Consider the following 21906-nt stretch of genomic DNA (forward strand, 5'->3'; position numbering starts at 1 on the left):
AAAAGATAGGGTGGAAAGTTTCATTGGTTATACTTTGGCCAGGCGAGAACAGTAAATAAAGGTACAAATTTGGATTCCCTCCTAGCCGCAAAAAATCTAGGGTAAATCTTTAAACATTTTCCAATCCCCTAACCCCAATCAGTACGAAATGAATCAAACGATGAACCCCATGACACGACGTAGTTTTCTCGGAGCAGCTGCTGCTGCCGGAGCGATGAACCTGATAAACGTTTCCAGCGCACAGACAAGGACGAGACCTTCCAAGACGCCAAACCCGCCGAAGAACCGGACTTATCCGCTGGAAGGCATCGCACGGCAGAACATCAAGATCACCGACCTGAAAATGACGCCGCTGACTTACGTGATGAAGCCGTCCGAGTATTGGTCAACCGCCCAATATGATTGCTGGCGAACCGATTCTATCCTGGTGGAGGTTTTCACCGATCAGGGCATCACGGGTATCGGGGGTTCCAGCCAGTACGGTGGACCTGAAGAGATGATGGCCTATTTCAACAAAGTGATCCGCCCCATGATGATCGGGAAAAATCCTTTTGATGTGGAGTTGCTGGCTACCGGGCCGAGTTATGGCCGCATCGGAAATGAATGGTTCCACAAGAGCTGCGCCTGGTCGGGAGTGGACTGCGCGCTGTGGGACATTATCGGCAAAGCCACCGGCATGCCCGTATACAAATTACTCGCCACCGACAACGAACCGGATCCCCATGTGCGCATTTACGCCAGCGGAGGAGTCGATTGGAAATTTTACGATCACCCGGAGTCGCTGATCGAGGAGGGTTTGCGTTATAAGGAACAGGGATACACCGCCTTCAAGTTTCGCAAGGGGACCGACTGGAAGTTCAGTGATATGAACATAAAGAAATACGTATCCTTTCTCTACAAGTTGCGGGAGGCGGTCGGCCCGGACATGGACCTGATGCAGGAGTCCATGGGCGGCTCCGGACATACGGTGGATGAAATCGTCGAACAATTTTGCCCGGTGCTGGAGGAACTCGATTTTCTTTGGTTTGAAGAACCGGTGAGCCGATCCCTGGACGAACAGACCATTCTGGATCACATCAAGATCAACGAGGCGATGCCCAACGTGATGGTCTCGGGCGGGGAAACGAAAACCAACCGTTTCCAATTCAAGGAGTGGCTTGACCGCAACGCTCTGGATATCCCACAACCTGACGCCAATAACATGGGATTAACGGAGTCCTGGTATGTGGCCCGGATGGCTCACCTCCTGGGCAAGTACTGTGTGCCACACAACTGGCACGGAGGCCTGACTACCATGGCCAACGCCCATTTCACCGCGGCCATTCCAAACCGGCTTATGTGCGAGTTGAACCAGACGGTGAATCCGTTGACGACAGAAGTGTTCGTCGAGCCGCTCGTGGCCGTGAACGGTTACATGGACCTTCCGGACAAACCCGGATTCGGAGTCGAACTCGCCCCTGACCTGGAAAAACGATTCCCCTTTGTCCCCGGCCCAGCCATGAGTTTTCGTAAACCGAATCCGGAGATAAAACAGTAAGAGCTAAAGAAGATTAATGGATCAGTTCCAGGCAGGTAAGTGCTTGCGAATTTCAGGCACTCTGACAAACAGGAAGCTTATGTCTTCTCCGTGCAACTACCCTAGGCCAGTGGCCGTTACCATAACCGGTAGACTTATTCTCGCCGCCGCCTTTTCAGTACTCGGACTACTCGTTTTGGTAGGCACCGATGTTTCTGCGCAACCCACCCGCGAACCCATCGTACGGGTGGTGGATATGAATCTCGGTGAATCAGCCAAGGTAACATTGAGCAACGGGGACACTGTCCGGGTTAAGCTGGTAGACTTGGTTGAGGAAACCGATTCGCTACGCGCGGCTATTCGTTCGGCCTTGGTGACGGTTGAGGTAAACGGTAAAACAGTGCAGTTGTCGTCCGGCAATTACAACCTGCCGCTAGAGGTAGGTGATGTGCAGATCGATTGTCCCATAACACGAGGGTATCGTTCCAACAGCCGGCGCGACGTGTGGGCACTTGAAAAGGATGTCCGGCTGCGTCTATGGCCGACGAACTCTCCGCTTATCGACCCGACAACGTTTACTTACCCGGTCAAACAAAGGTGGTTCGCCACTTACACGCAAATGTCGAACGAACCGACTTACGTGGACGGTGGAGAGCAGCCAAACAGCAAGGACATTTATTACCACAACGACCTGGATTTCGGTGGTTGCGAAGGCCTGATCGACGTGGTGGCCGCCACCGATGGACTCGTCGTTTCAAGTGGTGAAAACACATTGCCAGGCTATGAGGATTCGCCGGTGAACCAACGCTATGATGTGGTCTACTTGTTGGATGACCGTGGTTGGTATTATCGCTACAGTCACCTCTTCAGTATTGGTGATGCGATTACACCGGGTGCTAGGGTAACGATGGGACAAAAGATGGGTGTGTTGGGAAAAGAGGGTGGCAGCGGAGGATGGTCACACTTGCATTTTGGCATCGTCAGCCGTCAACCGTCCGGTAATTGGGGGACTCAGGATGCCTATGCCTTCGTTTGGGAAACTTATTTGCGCGAAAACAAACCGGCCCTTATTGCCGTGGCCCGCCCGCATCATTTGAACGCCATTGGGGAGAAAGTTATACTCGATGCCTCAAAGTCGTGGAGCGCATCAGGCCGAATAGCCTCTTATAATTGGACCTTCACAGATGGATCAAAAGCAACCGGATCCACTGTAGAGCGCTCTTATGATAAACCCGGCATGTACACGGAAACTCTTCGGATAGAAGATGCACAAGGAAACATAGATTTCGATTTCGCGGTCGTGCAGGTAGTCGATCCCTCCAAGCCGGATGAGCTCCCACCATCGATCCACCCGACGTATTCGCCCACTACCGGCATCCATTCTGGTGATCGTGTGACTTTCAAGGTTCGTACCTTTCGAACCACGGACGGCGAAGAAGTTTGGGACTTTGGCGATGGATCAAGGCCTGTCACTGTTAAATCCGACGGCAACGTCCATAAACTCGCAAAAGATGGTTATGCGGTGACTGAACACACGTTTAAGAAACCCGGTGTTTACCTTGTTCGAGTCCAAAGAACCAATGCGCGAGGCGAAACTGCCGTCGGTTGTCTTGCGGTACATGTGGAGTAAACAGAGTTATCCAAAATGAATAATCAGGTCCAAGAAACAACTTACTGTATATCCTAACTCGATTTTTTAGAATACATGTGCTAACCAATACAAAATGTTCTCATCTACCCTACCCCGCTGCCTTGCTTTCTCAGGCCTTATTTTAGTCCAAGGATTACTCACCTTGAATGGCGCTGGAGAAACCGCGCCAACCACTCGCCTGAATTTTGGCGACTATCCGGAAGAGCCAGGATTTATAAAACTTTTCAATGGCAAAGACCTGACAGGTTGGGATGGTCAACCAGGATCGTGGACGGTGGAGGATGGTGTCATCCAATGCACAGGCAAAGGCATGGCTCGCAACTGGCTCATCTGGCGTGGATTCGGTGCAGCCGATTTCGAACTTCGCCTCGATTTTCGTTACCGTAAAGGCAACTCGGGCGTTCAGGTGCGCAGTTCCGACCTCGGCGACTGGCAGGTACGTGGCTATCAGGTAGAAGTTTCACCACCCGAGGGGATGGGGCTTTGGCACCACTCGCTCATGTCTCCGGATATTGAAATTCAAAACACCCGGAAGCACCTGGCCACCGCCGGACAACGAGTGACCATCGCCCAAGATGGAACCAAGGTGGTCGAACAATTTGAAAAAGCCGAAACCATCCAGGCGCACTACAAGGTTGGCGAATGGAATACGATGCGGGTGATCGTTCAGGACAACCGCCTCATCCAGATCATCAATGGAAAAATGTTCTCGGATGCAACGGACGACCAGGCCGGTTTTTCATCGGACACCGGGGTCATCGCTTTTCAGGATCATGGCAAGGGAGCGGACGTCGCGTTCAGGAATATCCGGATCAAGATAATTGAACCTGTCGTAGAACTGAAAGCACCCAAAGCGAAGACGCCTGTAAAACACTGACGGCCATCGTTGATGTATCCCCTGCTTATCCGCACCAGTTGGTATCTTGTCTGTTTGTCGGCTAGCACATCAGCAGCGGACCGACCAAGCCCTTCGGGCCTAGTTCGAGCCGCCTCCCTTTACTCCAGGGAATCAAGAAATTGGGTTAGACCCATGGCTGTGACCGACTCCGAAAGAGGATAGGAATTCCCTTCAGGAATCAGGTAGGTGCCTCTCGTTGCCTCGAGCGTACTCATGCTTTCGATAAACCCAGGAGTCAGTTTTGGAGAAAGCGTGCGTTTGATTTCGATCGCGTGCTTCTCGCCCGAGGCATTTTCCAATACCAGATCCACTTCGGCACCCGCGTGAGTGCGGTAGTGAGTGCAAATCGTACTCGAAGGAAGTAAGGCAAGTATCTGTTCGATACAATAACCCTCCCAGGAATGACCACAGATTGGGTGGCCAAGAACTTTTTCCAAGCCATGTAATCCGACAAGAGCATGGAGTAAGCCTGTATCACGCCAGTAGACTTTGGGCGCTTTCACAAGTCGTTTTCCTGCATTGCGACTCCAGGCCGAAAGGGTGCGCACAAGGTAAAGCCCTTCGAGTAGTTCCAGATAGCGACGGGCGGTCTTTCCATCAATTCCCAGAGATGCACCGAGTTTGCTCAGATTCAAAGTAGCTCCCTGCTGATGCGCGAGCATGGAACAGAAGCGGAGCAGCTGTAGTGGTGTTGCAGCTACGCCCAGTTGAGGCAAGTCGCGCTCAACATAGCTGGTTATAAAGTCATCGCACCACTGGTTTGCAGAAGCGTCGTCTTCAGCTAGAAAACTTTCAGGGTATCCTCCCCGGTACCAATGTTGGTCGATGGTGGCATTTGGGTTTTTCAACTCAGTGAGATTCAATGGATGCAATTCCAGGTAGCTGATCCGACCAGCCAGTGTTTCCGAGCTTTGCATCAACAGGTCCGGGGAGGCTGATCCCAGGATTAAAAATTGAGAAGCCTTCTCACCCTTTCGTCGACGCTCATCTACCAGGCTTCTGAGCACTGGGAAAACTTCAGGGAGACGCTGAATCTCATCAAGAATCACGAGGTGATCATCAAGCTTGCTCAGGTAAAGCTCGGGATCGTCAAGCTTAGCAATGTCCGAAGGGCGTTCAAGATCCAGATAATGAGAGGGCTTGTCCAATTTCAAACTACGGGCCAGGGTTGTTTTACCCACCTGCCGCGAACCCAAGAGCGCCACCACTGGTGTTCGGGAGATTCTTTGAATAAGCGTAGATTCCAATCTTCGAGTTAGCATATGCCTAGAATATGCGGAATCTATTCCGTATTTACAAGGTTAAAACCATTAGATTCCCTTGCGGTCTTCCGGACTCGACACAGAAATAACTCTGCAGTTTCATAGGAGTCGCTGTGGTCCTTTTTCGAATGAACTTCCTTTCAAGCCTGCTTGTCCTTTTCTTCGCTGTCAGCGGATATGCCGCAGTAGGCAGACCCGACATCCTTATGATCGCCATCGACGACCTCCGACCGATGCTGGGGTGTTACGGCGACGCGCGAGCCGTTACACCCAACATAGATCGGCTCGCAGCCAGGAGCGTGGTTTTTGATCGGGCCTACTGCCAGTATGCGAAATGCGGTCCCTCCCGCCTATCGATCATGACCGGACTTCGCCCCGATTCCATTGGTGTATTCAGCCATGGTGAAAATGATGTAGCTGCATTCCGCAATCGCAGATCTGACGCCATTTCAATGGCCCGGTGGTTCAAAGACCAGGGTTACCACACCCAAAGCTTCGGCAAAGTGGACCATGACGGTTGGGCTATTGAATCAGACTGGTCAGAATCTATTTTCGCCGGACGGGAAAAAGAAGGACTGGAGATCTTCGACGAAACGAATCCAGGTGGCCCATCGATTATTGCCGATCGTTTGGAGTGTCCGGTGAAACAAAGTCCGGATGTGGCGGATGATTATTTCTTCGCTGGACGAATGACGAACCAGGTCTTGGCAGCCTTGCACACGAGGGCAGAAGAGAAGCCCCAGTTCATAGCCGTCGGATTCCGGAAACCACATGTTCCATACATTGCACCGAAACGTTATTTCGATCTCCATCAACCCGATGAAACGTGGCTCGCGAAGAACCCGATGCCTGCAACCGGATCACCTGTCATGGCCTGGTTCAATTCCGATGGTTACGTGGGGTCGGCAAAGCGGATTGGCCTCACTATGCCGGATATACCTAACCATGAGGAAGGAATCGATTGGAACGGATACGAGATGCGGAGTTACGTTGGCGTTCCAAACGAAGGTGCTATTCCAACTTCGCTGCAGTTGGAACTCCTTCAGGCCTACGCAGCATGCGTCAGCTATGTGGATGCCCAGGTCGGACGACTCATGGAGGAGCTGGAGAGAAGCAATCGCCTGGACAAAACGATTATCCTTCTCTGGTCCGATCATGGTTATCATCTGGGCGAGCAAAGTGCCTGGACCAAAATGACCAATTTCGAAATTGCGACCCGGGTCCCTCTGATGATTGCTGCTCCAGGAATCAAACCCGGACGGACAAATACCCTCTCCGAATTGGTGGACCTTTACCCAACCTTGTGTGATCTGGCCGGCATCGAAGCGCCCAAAAATCTGGAAGGTAAAACGCTCGTCCCAGTCCTTGAAAAGCCTTCGAAAACATTCTCCTCAGTCGCGTTGAGTCAACACGTCCGCTTTAAGGAAAGATACATGGGCCGGGCTCTACGGACTGACAGATATCGCTTCGTGCTGTGGGAAGACTCCAAGACTGGACAGATCGTGGAACGCGAATTGTATGACCACAACGCCGATCCGTTGGAGACCATGAATTTGGCTGGCAATTCAAATCAGCAAAAACGCGTGGAGAAGTTGGAAAAGCAACTAGGTGAGGCTTACGCATATTCGAAATGAAATGGTTAACTTTTCTCAAACTAATACTCACTTCTGTTGTGAATCACTATCCATTCTAGAACTAACACATGTTTCATATGACGGTTTCCGCTGTTTGAGCTGTGGGGTTCAGTTATAAATGCCAAGCTGGGGCTTGGCGTTCCCAGGATTGCAGCTACTCCTAACTTTTAAAGGCGACAACAATCATGGAAAAGGTTTTCTTAATCCAAGTTCCCCAAATCAATCATGCCCGTTATTTCCCCAAATGAAATCCAATCCAACTACGATGTGGTAATCGTGGGTTCGGGTGCCGGTGGCGGTCAGGTCGCTTATCTTCTGGCCATGGCAGGCATCAAGACTCTGGTCCTCGAAGCAGGCCGGATGTTTGATCCGGTTCGGGAAACGGCCATGTTTCACACCCCCGATCAGGCACCTCTGCGCGAGGAGCCAACGCCGGATAAACAGTACGGCTTTTACGACGCTTCCATCACATCCGGCTGGGACATCCCCGGCGAACCGTACACCAACGCGAGTAAAGAGGAGAAACGAGAGTTTCACTGGTGGCGGCAGCGAATGATGGGCGGACGGACCAACCACTGGGGCAGAGTTTCCCTGCGCAATGGATCTTACGATTTCAAAACTAACTCGCGCCAAGGAGTCGGTTTCGATTGGCCCATCACCTACGACGACCTGGCGCCGTATTACGACAAAGTGGAAATGCTTGTGGGGATTTTTGGTGCCAGCGAAGGGATCGAAAATTCCCCGGATTCATCTCCCGGAGTCCTGCTGCCTCCACCTCCCTTCCGCGCTGGAGAATTGCTTGCCAAGGAGCGGGGCAAGAAACTGGGGATTCCCGTCCTGCCGGTTCACCGGGCAGTGCTCACCCAACGCCAGGATGCCGATACCCTTCCGGCAAAACTTCACCCGGGGAATGCGAAAGCTCAACGCCTTTTGGCTGAAAACATGAGGATGCGCTCAGCCTGCTTGTTTGCTACCGATTGCCATCGCGGTTGTTCGGTCGGCGCAGCCTTTGATTCGACCACCACTTTGTTGAGACCCGCATTGAAATCCGGCAACCTCGACATACTGCCCAATGCCATGGTCCGGAATGTGACGGTTGATAAATCTGGCAAGGCCAGTGGAGTCAGCTACATCGACAAGGTCGATGGAAGGGAACATCAGGTCAAAGGGCGTGTTGTCGTGCTCGCGGCGAGTGCCTATGAAACCGCTCGACTGTTGCTGAACTCGAAGTCCAACCGTTTTCCTGACGGACTGGGAAACTCCAGCGGAAAGGTTGGCAAATACATCACCGACTCGATCAGCAGCCGCTTCAGCGCACAAATACCGGCTCTGGAAAATCTCCCCATACACAATGAAGATAGCGTAGTTGGGCAGCAGGCCTACGTTCCCTTCTGGCTCTGCAAGGAACAAGCGGCGGGCAAACTCGATTTTCCCGGCGGCTACAAATTCATCATGGTAAGCGGTCGCAAAATGCCGAATCTCAACACCGGTAAAAGTTTTGATTCGCTCTCGGACAGCGATGGTATTCCCTTCGGCAAAAAGTTAAAGGAAGATGCCCGACGTTATTACGGGTCGATGCAAGGAATTGGCGCACAAGGTGCCATGGCCGCCAACGATGACTGCTTCTGCGAACTGGATCCCGAGGTAAAAGACCAGTGGGGCATCCCCGCCCTGCGCTTTCATTGGAAGTTTTCTGAAGACGATATAAAGCAGGTTGCCCACCAACAGGAAATGATGGGCAACCTGCTTGAAGCCATGGAGGCCAAATTCAACCGTCCGCCCGACACGGAAAACCCGCTCAAGGCAGTCAAGGAAGGCGGCCAAACCATTCACGAGGTGGGCGGGGCGATCATGGGAGCGAATGCTTCGAACTCGGTAACCAACCAATGGTGTCAGACCTGGGACGTACCCAATGTTTTTATCGCCGATGGTGCTCCCTTTCCCGGTACGGCGGATAAGAACCCCACCCTGACCATCATGGCCCTGGCCTGGCGCACCGCGGACCACCTGATCGGGGAAATTAAGAAAGGAAACATCTAGCACTTTTTAGAATGAATGATGACTCATTTCTTAAAATTATTTGCGGCAGAGCAGGATGCATCGCCACTAAAAGAGGTAGGGCTATTGCGTCCTCGCAGTGCCGTCGTTAGGACAAAGATATAACATGAATAAGGAAAACAACTTTCCACGTATCAACCGCCGTGAAGCATTGAAGTGGATTGCTTCGGCGGCAACCTCCTTGCCTGCACTTGGCGCGTCTTCTCTACCCTTAACCCAAGCTTCGGCAAGTACTGTCACAGCACAGGGCTACGGACCCGATCCAGATCTTCTTAAGATCTACCGCCCGGGTGATCTTTGGCCACTCACCTTGAGCGATGAACAGCGGCGAATAGTCATCGCTTTGTGCGATATTATTATGCCGTCCGACGACCAGTCACCTAGTGCTTCGTCTTTGGGCGTTCACGATTTTGTAGATGAATGGATCAGCTCGCCTTATCCGGACCAGGCGAAAGACCGGAAGCTCATCCTGCAAGGCCTTCCCGGGCTGGATGAAGAAGCGCAAAGGCAAGGAGCCAAAAACTTTGTGTCCCTGAAACTCGCCGAACAAACAGCGATCTGCCAAGAACTTGCCCGATCAGCAAAAGCGAGTAACAAAAAGTTTCCCGGCAATTTCTTTTATCTTATGCGCAACCTGATCGCCGGCGGATACTACACCACTCCGGCCGGGATGAAGGATATTGGCTACACCGGCAATGTCGCCCGGACACACGCCCCTGCTCCGCCACCGGAAGCTTTGGCACACCTTGGACTCAAGGGAGAGAAGTAAAACATCTCAGCAGAGCCGGAGGCTCTGGCCCGACCATTTCACCAGAACAGAAGGCAGGGCTATTGCGCGTGCCAAGCCGTAGCCTGTTTGAGCGAAGGTTGGGCCTCGTTATGCCGCCGTATCTTCCAATAAGCGCATGACTTCCATTTATTCTTCAAATTCTCCCCACACCTGCTTCAGAAAAAATGTCACTCAAGTTCCGGTAACAAATCCTGGCCGCGTTCTCCGGATCGTATCCTTCCGCACGCCAAACCAGTGAACTGACTTCCGGACAAATTTCTCCGCGATAGCCTCCTTCATAAAACAGGGAAAGGACACGTGCATGATCGACGGTTCCTGACTGTCCAGGAAGTTCGAATACCACCTTCTCATTTTCCTGAACTGCATCTTTCATCACAACATAACTCGTGTATGGCAAAGCCATATCGACTGTGCTTTCGATGGACATATCACGGAAGGCGAAATGGCTATAATCGTAGACCATTCGCAGCTTGGGATTGTCGCCAAGTTCATGAATCATCCACACGGCTTCATCAGGTGTGGACATCGCGTGACCTCGGTGTGGTTTAATTGCGAGGGTAATGCCCGCCGCGGCGGCAAGTTCCAGCCACTGCCCCACCCGGTCGCGAAATAAATTCTTTTTCTGGCCCCACTTCCCACCACCCAAAACACCTTGAATCAGCGGAAGGTTATCCACCTTAAGATCATGGGCTAACTCAAGAAGCCGTTTGACCCAATCCAAATTACTTTGCTGTTTTTTGACCTCCTCACTCGGAGTCGGCAGTCCCATGAGAGCACCCAGGCAGCGCAAGAATGCTTAGTATAGCGCAGCTGCCACCCTTCAACCAGTTTCTTCGTGAAATAACTTTCATTCAGGCTCCATTGAATTGTGAAAAGGCACATACTAAATCGATTAAAGCTAACGACCGATTAGTCTCCCTATGCGGTAATTGATATAGCGCTTCGCCCGCATGAGCTTTAACGATAGCTTCTCGCTATGGGATGCCGGTGCAACATAGATAATTCCAGAGCGGAGCTTATCAAATGGTTCTGGCAAATCCGGGGAATTAATTTCATTCAACAAGTCGTTGAGCGCCACCACTAAAGCGTCCAAACCAAGTTTACCGGCAATTTCCGATGTCATCTGCAATCGCTGGCGAGTGCGATCCAGGGAAACATTCTCCGAATAGATAAAAGCCCTGTCAGCATTTTCCTCCACCTCATGTGCCAATCGCATCCAAATGAGACGGCGTTCCCCTTCGGAAATGTTTTCCTGAGGGGTCTGAAGCAAGCGTTCGATGTCACCGGGACCATTCCATTCCAAGCTAGGAAAATCGTACACAATTTGTTCCACCTCTTCTCCGACAATGTTTCGCACCATTTGACGCTTTTTAGAAGAAACACCTCTAGTTCCGTCTCCAAATTCGCCGAGTGAATAGGCGGAATGCAGTAGACCGGCCACGACTTCCTGAATTCTCCCTCCACTGTGTGCTATCACACTGGCAGTTCCAACAAGATGAGATATAAACGTTTTTCCGTTCGCACGGTACTGACCGGTAAAAATTATAACGACTAACTCGTAAGCTTCGCGAACCGTATTTAGATCGTCCCTACTAGATCCTCGCTGATGAAGTTGATTATACAATTGGATAATTGTTTGTGCAGGAGTAAAAGTCATTAAGCAAAATCATTAAAATTATGTGTGGCTTATTTCCGCTCGGAAAAAGATCTGATGGCAAAATTTATTCATAACAGGCATCTAAGCACTCAACTTGAATATAGAGTCTGACTTATAAAGTAACACTTCGTTGAAGACAGTACAAGCCCCCAATAACTTTCCATCCGCGGAGAAACCGACACCCTTTGGACCCTCTTCACCCACCAGGGTAGCGATCGAAGCCATTTTGCGCATAGGCTCATGCTTGGAAGGTAGGCGATGCACCTCAACACTGCCATTTTCATCAGTTACTGCCATAAAGGGATCCTTAGGATGAAAGGCAACTGAGTGAAGTGCCCGATCACCAAAGTGATAAACATGAGCTGGTTCACTTTCTATTCCGGGATTACCCCCGCTATGGCATTTAAAAAGTGATATCCCGGATTTCCCTTTGGGGTCTTCATTTAAATAAAATTCCTTGTAAGTAACTATGAGCGACTCTCCATCTGATGAAAAATCGATACCCTGTGGCGTCGCCAGACCGTGAAGGACTAATTCTTCGACAGGGATTGACTGAAAAGGTACCGATTCAAATTCAAAACTGGTTCCTTTCCTTCGATAAAGCGTAATACCAAATCGACCACGGTTGGCAACCGCCAGCCAATTGCCTGAAGGATGAATGGCCACTCCTCCTGGATAGCTCAACCTGGATTCATCTCCCCAAATATGAAAAACCGGTTCTACTTCTTTTTGATCCACGTTGTCGGCGGAGCTCAATTCAAACACTGCCAATGAATGGCAATCGCGCCCAACTCCGATAACATAGTTTTCGCATGGAGTGAAAATCGCATCGTGCACAAAGTTTAGCCATTTGCCGTTGATAATAGAGCAAGTGGGGATTGAATCGAATTGGTCTTTGGAGTCGCTCGACTTTGAATAAACAGTCAAAGAAGAACCACCAGAGTTTCCGACGACGATGTGGTTTCCAGATTTACTAAATGCAACCGATTCAGGACGCAGTAGCCCAGACATGCTTCCAGTAATCGAACGATATGGAACAGGTAATCCCATTAAAAAAGCCCAAATCCAAGGAAACGGAAGTCTTCTCCTCGCTGCTGAAAGAACTCTTTCGAATAAGCGTCGTGGTTTAGATTTGTTATGCAGGATGGCCATATAAATAGGAACTTCGGATACTTTATGAGAAGCCGGTAATCATGAATGAGAATTGGATCTGGAAGAGACAAAAATACCACCGCCCAATTGATTTAACAAAGGATTGATAGAAGAAGGAAAAATAACAGCGTAACCACCGACGACCAAGTAATCCACGCTGTTGGCGTTGAGCGCCTTTATAAAATCCAGAAAGTCCGGGTTTAGGTCAATGTCCATGGTCTACCGTTTTCGGGCTCTATGGACAGTCTTGTCGAGACGAGGTGGAAATGCATAAGGATATCCGTATGCGACGCTATTGAGATAAGCAGCAGCAGAAAATCGATCGGCAACTGGCTGTCGCGACCAATACTCAGAGTTTCGCTCTTCAGTTTGAGCGTGCGAGCGCATACTAAAGGCACTTCGGTCGAGTCGAAAGCGTTCCATTTGAATACGCTGCAAATTGCTCATAGCTTGATCAATGCAAAAGACCCGATAAATCCGAGCAATGTCCAATGTTTTCATTGTGCTTGCTGGAGTTCCGTCAGTTTCAGAATATCCATATCACTTCATGAATTGCCTAATGACGCCCAAGTTTCTTCTTTCAATTATCTTTTTCATCGGATTCGGCCTTTGTGCAAAGCAGCCCAACATCCTTTTCTTCCTCGTCGATGACCTTGGCTACATGGACATAGGGGCGAACAATCCCGACACCTTCTACGAGACACCCAACATCGATCAACTCGCGGCAACCGGTATGCGTTTCACCGATGGGTATGCAGCCAATCCTGTGTGTAGTCCGACGCGTTACAGCATTATGACCGGCAAGTATCCCAGCCGGGTCGATGCGACCAATTTTTTCTCGGGAGCTAGGGAAGGATTATTCAAACCCGCTCCGCTGAATGACGTGATGGCATTAGAAGAAGTTACCCTGGCAGAAGCACTCAAGACAGTAGGCTACAAAACCTTCTTCGCCGGGAAATGGCACCTCGGTTCCACAGAAGAATACTGGCCAGAGAACCAAGGCTTCGAGATCAACAAAGGTGGTTGGGCACTTGGTGCGCCTAGGTACGGAAGTAAGTATTTCTCTCCTTATGGAAATCCACGCCTGGAGGATGGGCCTGAAGGCGAACACCTACCCCATCGACTGGCCGACGAAACGATGAAGTTCATGGAAGACAACAAGGACGGACCGTTTTTAGCCTACCTTTCCTTTTATTCGGTTCATACACCTTTGATGGCACCCGACCACCTGGTTAAAAAATACGAGGAGAAAGCGAAACGACTTGGCCTCGTGGGCAAAAAAGAATTTGCCCATGAAGAACAGGTCCTGCCGATTCAACAGGAACGCCAGGTTCGCATTTCTCAACAGCACGCCATTTACGCCGCTATGATGGAATCGATGGATACGAACCTTGGGCGCGTGCTGGATAAACTCGAAGCGCTCGGGATCGCGGACAATACCATCGTTTGTTTTACCTCAGACAACGGTGGTCTCTCCACCAGCGAGGGTCTGCCTACTTCCAACCTCCCGTTGCGTGGCGGCAAGGGCTGGACTTACGAAGGTGGCATCCGCGAACCCTACCTCATCAAATGGCCGGGAGTAACCAAACCCGGAAGCGTTAACACCACACCCGTCTGCAGTATCGATTTTTACCCCACACTTCTGGAAATCGCCGGAGCGGATTTCGATCACCCCATTGATGGGATCTCCCTTGTTCCGGAATTACGTCAAAACGGTTCTATCGAACGCGAGGCCCTCTACTGGCACTATCCTCATTACAGCAATCAGGGAGGTATTCCTTCAGGGGCCATCCGCATGGGAGATTGGAAACTCATCGAACGCTACGAAGACGGACGCCTGCATCTGTATAACTTGAAGGACGATATCGGAGAAAAGAACGACCTGGCAGAGAAACACCCCGATCGCGTTTCCTCAATGAAAGCCAGGCTACATACATGGTATCGTGAAGTAGACGCAAAATTCCTTCGACCAAAAGAACCCTGGAGGCCGAAATGAAGGGAAAGAGAAAAAATATTCACAGGCTGTCAAGAATACCGCGCACTGGACTTAGCTGACCTGGTTAATATACAAGACCAGACGTCGAATGGTCCCGACGTCATACTGTGCCTTAATAGAGTAGTGCACAAAGGAAAGATCATTTTCCTACATCGGATGAATACTATAGATATGTTATCAGTCTAGGGTTTTTCCAGTTCTTAACTACAGGCGACCTGAATTTACATTGAATTATGCCTTCCTTTTTAAGTTGGCTGATTACAGGTGCCGCCAGCTTACATGTGACTCCAGACTCAAAGCAAAGCTCGGCTATATCCATTTCGTTCGCAAATCGCTTTTCTCTAAAGCCATCAGATAATGCCTCTTCAAAGACAGCAATTTTCTTTGGAACCATCACATCCAAATTCAACAAAAGCTCGTCTTCTTTAATCTTTTCGCGATCAACATCGAAGTTTGCTTCTCCAGCTATCTTGTCATTTTTCCATGCAACCTCCAAAAACTTGTTAATACCCAATGGATGCTTACTCCCAAAAATTAATCCGTAAATATTCCCAGAGTCCTTTTTAATTGAAAAATGACCTAAGTAAACTTTTGAAGACGGAGGTATCAGATTCTTGTAATATCTGAAGGCTTCTCTATGGATATGAAAAGAGTCCTCCGGCTTGCCGATTTTCTGCTTTATTGCAGGATGATCTCTAAACCTATGGAGAGTATTTGTAGAAAGAAAAAAGATAAAGTCTGCTCGTGGGCAATTAATCAAGGTGCTAAAAACACTATCGCTAACTGCATCAACCCCACATTGATCTGCTATGAGTAACTTGGCTATTCTTCGATTATTTAAGATGTTTCCATTCTCTTTTAGAGCTGATTCAAAATCGATAGACCGAATATCTAAAGCAACTCCTGTTACCGTAAGGCCTTCATTTTCAATTTTGGATTTCAGGTGATCTATCTTTCCCCTATCGAGATCAAAGAAATGAACAACCTTTTTAACGTTCTCCCAACTTGCTAGACGCTGATCAAGCGCTCCTTGAAGCTGCTTAAGAATTCGTACCGGTGAACCAGATACGTTATTTGCGTCTTGTCCAGGCCCCGCAAAGAAATCGAAAATGTGCAATTCGTCAAAAGGAGCATCTGGTCGCGATAAAAATACTGGAATCCATGCTTTAACGTAGGCCTCGAATATTTCCAACTTTGTCAGTGTTCCTCCATCATACGGATTATCGTGAAAGTCGCAAGCCTTCATCTAATCAAGCGAAACTAAGGTGAGAGAGTAAATCGAGCCGCCTTTCCTTCGAGGCAACCTCGTTGACAGCAGACTCAGGAAACTCGCTGTAAGTCCTGCCATCAAGTTCACGACCCGTTTCCTTTTTTCGAACTCCTCCCCATTGTTTGAAAAAGAAGGGTACTTTGTATGAACAGCAAAGCTTGCGAATATTTCTTACCCATTCCTTTTTCAGAGGGCGAGCACCTCTGCCACTTTCTCCGCCAACTATCACCCAATCAATACCGGATAAGTCGAAAGTGCCAAGGTCTTCTAATAGCGGCTCAACAGACAGAAAGGTATGCGTTGGGTTAGATCTTCTTAGTTCCGAGACACGTGGAATACCATACTGCTTATCCTCTACACTAACTCCCCACCAAATATGCGAGGCTTCCGCACCTTTCTTCAGCTTCCCAGCCAGCAGGTTAGCCATACGCGTGGATCGCTTGGTGAGAATCTGGTATGTATGCCAATTGGCCGCCAGCATTACATCTACTACCTTTTCAATATACTCATCGGATATGTCTTCGTGAAATAGATCGCTCATTGAGTTCACAAAGATCTTCTTCGGACGAGACCAGCGAATAGGATCACCCAATTTTTCAGGAACGAGTCTAAGATCGAACCCAAACTCAAACGGATGTCCAAGAGTTCCTCTAAATCTTTCAGCAAGAGTCTCCGCGTAACAGTGCTTACAACCCGGACTTACCTTGGTACATCCCCGCACTGGATTCCATGTCGCATCTGTCCATTCTATTTTAGATGTTTGACTCATGTGATTTTATGTTCACTACTTTTCTATCGATTACAATCTTAAATTCAGCACAACCGCCCATTAATGAATCCAACGATGGGAGGAATATCCTCATTTATTTAGCACATTGTATATCAGGGTCAATGGAATGAGGTGTGCGAGACGTGACTGATGGTTTGGTTCAATTGACCTTATGCCCTACCAACAATAGAATCAGTCGGGAATCCGAAGACTGAGCGGTTTTTGCCAGGTGTCCGGCGGGTTGATATCCACATGATCCAGCACCGGTTTTTGAGTCTCTCTGAATGCTACCATTTGAGCCAATAAGTCTTTCACCACTTTCGGGTTCCTGGATGCGACATTCTTTGTTTCGTAGGGATCATCTTGAATGCGATAAAGCTCGATGGAGGCATCCCGCATTGGATCGTCCACCATTCTGATGCTCGGACCAAGCCGAACCAGTTTCCAATCTCTGGTGTTGACCGCATTGCGTTCAAAAGGGATTTCGCGGTCGGGGTTCGTTTCATTTTGAGGAATCCTCTGACCCTGAAAGTAGGAATGGAATACCCAATCCTTCCGTTTTTCTTTTCCTTGAAGCACGTCCAAAACATCCTCTCCGTCAAAAGGATTACCCGAGGGTGCACCACCGATTATACGAAGTATCGTGGGAAACACATCGATGTAGCGAATCGGTTCTGTCAGTTTTCGACCTCCTTTGATTTCTGCGGGCCATCTCAATGCTGCAGCGACCCGGATTCCGCCCTCATAAACGGACCATTTTCCATCTCGCAAGGGATCATTCAGTGAGCCGGTCGGTACGGCTCCGCCGTTGTCAGATGATAACAGCAGGAGAGTATTATCGGTGGCGCCGGTGCGATCCAAAGCATCGAGAATGGCTCCTACCTGCTCATCGAGTGACGTCATCATCGCAGCCTTTTCACGGCGGAGTGTGTTCTTTATTTCTGGAAACAAGTCATAGTGCTTTTGCAAATAATCGTTGGGTGTATGAATGGCATTGAAAGCGACATAGAGAAAGAAAGGTGACTCATCACCTTCGGCCTCTTCAATTACCCGAACCGCCTCTTCACCGATCAGCTCAGTGCTGTAACCGGGTTCGTAGTTTAACTCCCAATTTTTATGCCAATCATGCAGACCCACAGTGCTATGATCAAAAAAACCGATAGCCCCACCCGCATGCCCCAGAAAAGAAGTAAAGCCTTTGCTTAAGGGATGATTCTGTCGGCGCAACCAACCCAAATGCCACTTCCCGGTGATGGCACGCGTCTTATAACCTGCCTCCGCCAAGGATGCCGGAATCATCACCTCATCATCGGGAATGGATCGCGTCCCCCAGGTTTTAACCGTCACGCGTTGCAGTCCATAGCGAATCGGATATCGCCCCGTCATCAAACCTGCCCGAGTCGAGGAGCAGAGAGAAGTGACATAAAAACGATCGAGCTCCACACCCTCGTGGGCGATACGATCGATATTGGGCGTGGGAAACTCGGCTCCGTGGTATCCCACGTCCTTCCAGCCCATATCGTCGGTTAATATAATAACGATGTTCGGTTTACCTGCACCGTAGGATGAACTGAGAAAAACAAGAAAGAGAAGTGAGCGAATAAACCAGAGCATAGGGCACCATTGAAAAATGGAAAAGGAAACTAGGCAAGAGATTTACCTATGAGTTCTCATCCTCCCCAGCTTTATTGACCTTCCGCAACACCCCGAATTGAGTCAACCGATGGCTGCTACCGATTCCCGCACAGACTTGAGAAATACGGGTACTTCCTTCAAGGGTTCATAGTCTGTGGTCTTGCCGGCGGAAAGCGTTTCAATGGGAAGGTAGCCGCGATACCCGGAGTGCCTGATAATCCCCATCAATCGATTCAGATCGGTTGGCTTAAACATGGACATTTGATACGGAGATACGGTTGCTCGAACAAATTCCTTGATCTGAAAGTTTACTGCAAACGGCATGACGCTTTCGATATCCTGATACGGATCAGGTGTGAGAAAGTATCCGGTATCGACGATGACGCCGATCCATTTTGAATCTACTGCCTGGATCAGCTCTACCGTTTCATCTGCGGTTTTTAAAAAATCACCGTGATTTTGGATGCCGATGATTACACCCATCTTTTTGCCGTGTTCTGCGAGCTCTTTCAGGTCGTCCACCATCCACTTCATTTTTTCAGCGCGCCACTGTTTGAGTTTCTTGGCCTTCTCTTCTCGAGCAGGATCGTTCGGCTTGATATGTTCCGCCATCAGATAGGAGGGTTCCAAGCCTGTGAATACTCGAATCACCGGAGCACCAAGCCGAGCCGCTACCTCAGTCCAAACTTTAATCCGCTCAATATCTTTCTCTATCAACTCACGATCGCCGCCTTCATCTTTGCTGAAGACAATTCCTTCTTTCCCTTTACGATCGAAGGGAACACCGGTTAATGAATTGCCGATACCTGTTCCACTGATTGGCAAGCCCAGGTCCGCAGCCCTACGTCGAATGTTGTCCACAAAATTGTCAGGAGGAGTTGTTGCTTCCTTAGATGAGTAATTAGGAAAGTAGTAGCCCGTGATATCCACCGCGTCGAATCGATGGTCCGGATGGGCGCAGTAATCGAGCAATTCAAAGAGCGTCATTCCCGGGCCTTTCCTTTTCAAGGCTACCGCATTCAACATCTTTGCAAAGGAGTATGCATTCAGTCCAATTTGCATCGGCTCGGATGCTTGAAAGATTCGAGAAGGAATCTGCTGCGCCATCAGTGGGCATCTATATCCTGCCGCGGTCGCCACGCCAAAAACCGTGGCAGATTTAATAAACGATCTGCGAGTCAAGGCAGTTGAGTTTATAAAAGTTTTCACAGGAATAAGTGCGCTAAGAAAAAGTCCGTGCAGCAACAGCTCTAACAAATGGCGATACCAAGAGCCAGGTCAAGATAGAGAATTTTCTCCTCATCTTGACGCGACCCACATCCAGTCTAAATTGGGTGGTTTCGTGTTTCAGGATTGTCGTAAGCGTTAAACGACATATCAAAACAAGGCTGAAACCGTCTTCCATTTTACAATGAATCGACCTCCAAACATTTTGTGGATCTGCAGCGACCAACAGCGTGTGGATACTCTGGGCTGTTATGGGAACACTCAAACACATACCCCACACATCGATAAACTTGCTGCCAATGGCGTCCGCTTCGATCACGTCTATTGCCAAAGTCCTATTTGCACCCCAAGCCGTTCCAGTTTTCTTACCGGACGGTATCCGCGTACGTGTCGTGGACGTCAAAACGGAGCCGATCTGCCAGGTAGCGAACGACTGGTCACCAAGCTACTGGCGGAAGCTGGGTATTATTGCGGGCTTGTAGGGAAGCTTCACCTACGCGCTTGCCATGCGGATACTTGTCCTGACGAAGAAGAACGTCTTGATGACGGCTACTCCGAGTTCAATTGGTCCCATAGTCATGCCGACAACTGGACTTCTCGCAAATTCCATGAATGGTACGAAGCAAAAGGGTATAAGCATGAGAAGCGGCTCCATCCTGAATGTGAGCATGTGGAGATTGGCCCACCGGCGGAGTTCCACCAAACCACCTGGTGTGGAGAATTGGCATCCGATTTCATTTCGAAAAACGAGGCGAGTGAGCAACCCTGGCTCTATTCGGTTAACTTTTTTGATCCTCACCACAGCTTCAATCCACCCGAAGCATACCTAAACCGATACCTGGATCGTCTGGATGAAATTGAGCTGCCTCACTACTCACCAGGTGAACTGGAAAATAAGCCCAGCTATCAGACGATTGATCACCATGGGGCTTACGATGGAAATTTTTATTCCTACGCTTCTATGACAGATAAGGATCACCGGTTTGTGAAGGCCGCCTATTGGGCTATGTGCGACTTGATCGACGACCAGGTGGGGCGGATGATGCAAGCTCTCGAAGCTTCCGGCCAACTCGACAATACTTTGGTTATATTCATGTCCGACCATGGCGAGATGATGGGTGACCATGGGATTTATTTGAAAGGCCCGCATTTTTATGAACCGGCCGTTAAGGTTCCTTTCATCGTCAGCTGGCCGGGGCGGATTGCTCCCGGCGTTTCCGATGCACTCGTGGAGTTGTTCGACATAGCACCGACTTTAATGGAGGCTGCCGGTCTCAAACCTTACGAGGGCATGCAGGCTAAGAGCCTATGGCCTTTGCTGGCAGATGGAGCCGATCGTAACGTGCATCGGAAGGACATTTATTCCGAGTATTATAATGCGATGGTTTGGTATGACCCCAGTCCTCATGTCACCATGTTAAGAACTGAGAACGCAAAAATCACTGTTGATCACACCGGGAATACAGGGGAGTTATACGACCTGATGTCCGATCCGGGAGAAATTAAAAACCTCTGGAAGGATCCTAAGCATCAAAATTTGAAGGCGGATCTTCTGCTTCGTTTATGCCACCGCATGGCCTGGACCGTTGACCCACTTCCTCTACGGATCGGTCGTCATTGATACTGCCATTCCGAACCAAGCAGTAAGGATTCGGGCGCTTAATCTCGAATCTATTTTTATAGGATGAACACGGATACAATCCAATAAATGGAACAAGTGATACCTAAAGAAGTGTTCCTTACCGGAACGCATCGAGGACGAAGTCCGGCAGGCGTTTGTCTTTGGTGTTGATGATTTTGACCTCCTTATCGTTTTTCAGTTTTGGTCCGGGTGTGCTGCGGCCGTTCGCAATCTGCTTTTTTAATATGGCGACCATTTGCTTGACCCGATCCGGATGGTCGGCGGCGAGATTGTGGTCTTCATGCGGATCGCTGGCAAGATTGAACAGTTGAACAAAGGGCGCCTTGAGGAAGTCGGACTCCTTGGGCTTGCCTGAGAATTGATCCAACGCGCTTCGCCAGGCATCTTGCGGCGTGGGCTCATTACCGGCGCCATTCTCTGAATCGGCTGGCATTCCACTGCCTGGACACAAACACAATTTCCAATCTCCATCCCGCACGACAAACGGGACAACGGATTGCATGATCAGATTTTGACGTGTGCCTGTCGCACCGGGATCGCGCAGGAGTTTGGCGAAACTAATGGAATCCGGCGCTTCGTCTTTTGCCAATTTAACAGATGTTAGTTCCGCAAAGGTTGCCATAAAATCGTTCAGACCGACCAAGGCATCACTCGTAGTTCCCTTAGGAACAACACCCGGCCACCAGGCGATGAGTGGGATGCGCAATCCACCTTCATAAACAGAAAACTTGTAACCGCGATGCGGTCCA

19 protein-coding genes are annotated in these 21906 nt (G+C 49.6%); 8 read left to right on the forward strand and 11 right to left on the reverse strand.

Annotation, left to right across the window (positions count from 1 at the left end; genetic code table 11):
* Positions 1–343 precede the first annotated feature (343 nt).
* The 3 genes from O3C43_10095 (at position 344) to O3C43_10105 (ending at position 4044) form a co-directional block, all read left to right on the forward strand.
* Entirely contained in the window at positions 344–1537 is a 1194-nt protein-coding gene (locus tag O3C43_10095) for a mandelate racemase/muconate lactonizing enzyme family protein (protein MDA1066843.1), read from the forward strand.
* 79 nt (positions 1538–1616) lie between these two features.
* On the forward strand, positions 1617–3146 hold the full coding sequence (locus tag O3C43_10100) for a PKD domain-containing protein (protein MDA1066844.1): 1530 nt from the start codon (positions 1617–1619) through the stop codon (positions 3144–3146).
* A 94-nt stretch (positions 3147–3240) separates the two neighbouring features.
* The gene (locus tag O3C43_10105) at positions 3241–4044 is read left to right on the forward strand and encodes a DUF1080 domain-containing protein (GenBank protein ID MDA1066845.1); all 804 of its coding nucleotides are present in this window, start codon (positions 3241–3243) and stop codon (positions 4042–4044) included.
* Between the two features lie 119 nt (positions 4045–4163).
* Here the strand turns inward: O3C43_10105 and O3C43_10110 are convergent, their stop codons facing one another.
* Entirely contained in the window at positions 4164–5327 is a 1164-nt protein-coding gene (locus O3C43_10110) for an ATP-binding protein (GenBank protein MDA1066846.1), read from the reverse strand.
* Positions 5328–5455: 128 nt separating this feature from the next.
* Here O3C43_10110 and O3C43_10115 point away from each other — a divergent pair, with 128 nt between their 5' ends.
* From O3C43_10115 to O3C43_10125, 3 genes are all read left to right on the forward strand, one after another.
* Positions 5456–6961 (forward strand): sulfatase, encoded by a 1506-nt coding sequence (locus O3C43_10115; GenBank protein MDA1066847.1) that lies wholly within the window; start codon positions 5456–5458, stop codon positions 6959–6961.
* A gap of 225 nt (positions 6962–7186) precedes the next feature.
* On the forward strand, positions 7187–9001 hold the full coding sequence (locus tag O3C43_10120; GenBank protein MDA1066848.1) for a GMC family oxidoreductase: 1815 nt from the start codon (positions 7187–7189) through the stop codon (positions 8999–9001).
* 124 nt (positions 9002–9125) lie between these two features.
* Entirely contained in the window at positions 9126–9788 is a 663-nt protein-coding gene (locus O3C43_10125) for a gluconate 2-dehydrogenase subunit 3 family protein (GenBank protein MDA1066849.1), read from the forward strand.
* Positions 9789–9942: 154 nt separating this feature from the next.
* Here the strand turns inward: O3C43_10125 and O3C43_10130 are convergent, their stop codons facing one another.
* From O3C43_10130 to O3C43_10150, 5 genes are all read right to left on the reverse strand, one after another.
* Positions 9943–10578, reverse strand: a complete 636-nt coding sequence (locus O3C43_10130) for a TIM barrel protein (GenBank protein ID MDA1066850.1) — start codon at positions 10576–10578, stop codon at positions 9943–9945.
* A 129-nt stretch (positions 10579–10707) separates the two neighbouring features.
* The gene (locus O3C43_10135) at positions 10708–11466 is read right to left on the reverse strand and encodes a hypothetical protein (protein MDA1066851.1); all 759 of its coding nucleotides are present in this window, start codon (positions 11464–11466) and stop codon (positions 10708–10710) included.
* Between the two features lie 81 nt (positions 11467–11547).
* The gene (locus O3C43_10140) at positions 11548–12477 is read right to left on the reverse strand and encodes a hypothetical protein (GenBank protein ID MDA1066852.1); all 930 of its coding nucleotides are present in this window, start codon (positions 12475–12477) and stop codon (positions 11548–11550) included.
* A 180-nt stretch (positions 12478–12657) separates the two neighbouring features.
* Positions 12658–12834 carry a hypothetical protein gene (locus tag O3C43_10145; GenBank protein ID MDA1066853.1) on the reverse strand — a complete coding sequence of 59 codons (177 nt, stop codon included), beginning with the start codon at positions 12832–12834 and terminating at the stop codon, positions 12658–12660.
* 3 nt (positions 12835–12837) lie between these two features.
* The gene (locus O3C43_10150; GenBank protein MDA1066854.1) at positions 12838–13065 is read right to left on the reverse strand and encodes a hypothetical protein; all 228 of its coding nucleotides are present in this window, start codon (positions 13063–13065) and stop codon (positions 12838–12840) included.
* A gap of 112 nt (positions 13066–13177) precedes the next feature.
* On the opposite strand from O3C43_10150, the gene O3C43_10155 reads away from it, so the two are divergent.
* A complete protein-coding gene (locus tag O3C43_10155; GenBank protein MDA1066855.1) occupies positions 13178–14614 on the forward strand; it encodes a sulfatase in 1437 nt (478 codons plus the stop codon).
* A 163-nt stretch (positions 14615–14777) separates the two neighbouring features.
* Here O3C43_10155 and tcmP read toward each other — a convergent pair whose 3' ends face one another.
* The 4 genes from tcmP to O3C43_10175 form a co-directional block, all read right to left on the reverse strand.
* Complete coding sequence (gene tcmP / locus O3C43_10160; GenBank protein ID MDA1066856.1) at positions 14778–15860, reverse strand: three-Cys-motif partner protein TcmP; 1083 nt, start codon at positions 15858–15860, stop codon at positions 14778–14780.
* 4 nt (positions 15861–15864) lie between these two features.
* Positions 15865–16653: a phage Gp37/Gp68 family protein gene (locus O3C43_10165; protein MDA1066857.1), complete on the reverse strand. Its 789-nt coding sequence runs from the start codon at positions 16651–16653 to the stop codon at positions 15865–15867.
* A gap of 192 nt (positions 16654–16845) precedes the next feature.
* Positions 16846–18267 (reverse strand): sulfatase-like hydrolase/transferase, encoded by a 1422-nt coding sequence (locus tag O3C43_10170; protein MDA1066858.1) that lies wholly within the window; start codon positions 18265–18267, stop codon positions 16846–16848.
* Between the two features lie 102 nt (positions 18268–18369).
* Positions 18370–19497 carry a sugar phosphate isomerase/epimerase gene (locus O3C43_10175; protein MDA1066859.1) on the reverse strand — a complete coding sequence of 376 codons (1128 nt, stop codon included), beginning with the start codon at positions 19495–19497 and terminating at the stop codon, positions 18370–18372.
* Between the two features lie 202 nt (positions 19498–19699).
* Here O3C43_10175 and O3C43_10180 point away from each other — a divergent pair, with 202 nt between their 5' ends.
* Positions 19700–21136, forward strand: a complete 1437-nt coding sequence (locus tag O3C43_10180) for a sulfatase-like hydrolase/transferase (protein ID MDA1066860.1) — start codon at positions 19700–19702, stop codon at positions 21134–21136.
* Between the two features lie 118 nt (positions 21137–21254).
* On the opposite strand, the gene O3C43_10185 is transcribed toward O3C43_10180, so the two are convergent.
* A partial coding sequence (locus O3C43_10185) for a sulfatase-like hydrolase/transferase (protein ID MDA1066861.1) occupies positions 21255–21906 on the reverse strand: 652 nt, incomplete at its 5' end.

Source organism: Verrucomicrobiota bacterium (assembly GCA_027622555.1).
Classification (GTDB): Bacteria; Verrucomicrobiota; Verrucomicrobiia; order Opitutales; family UBA2995; genus UBA2995.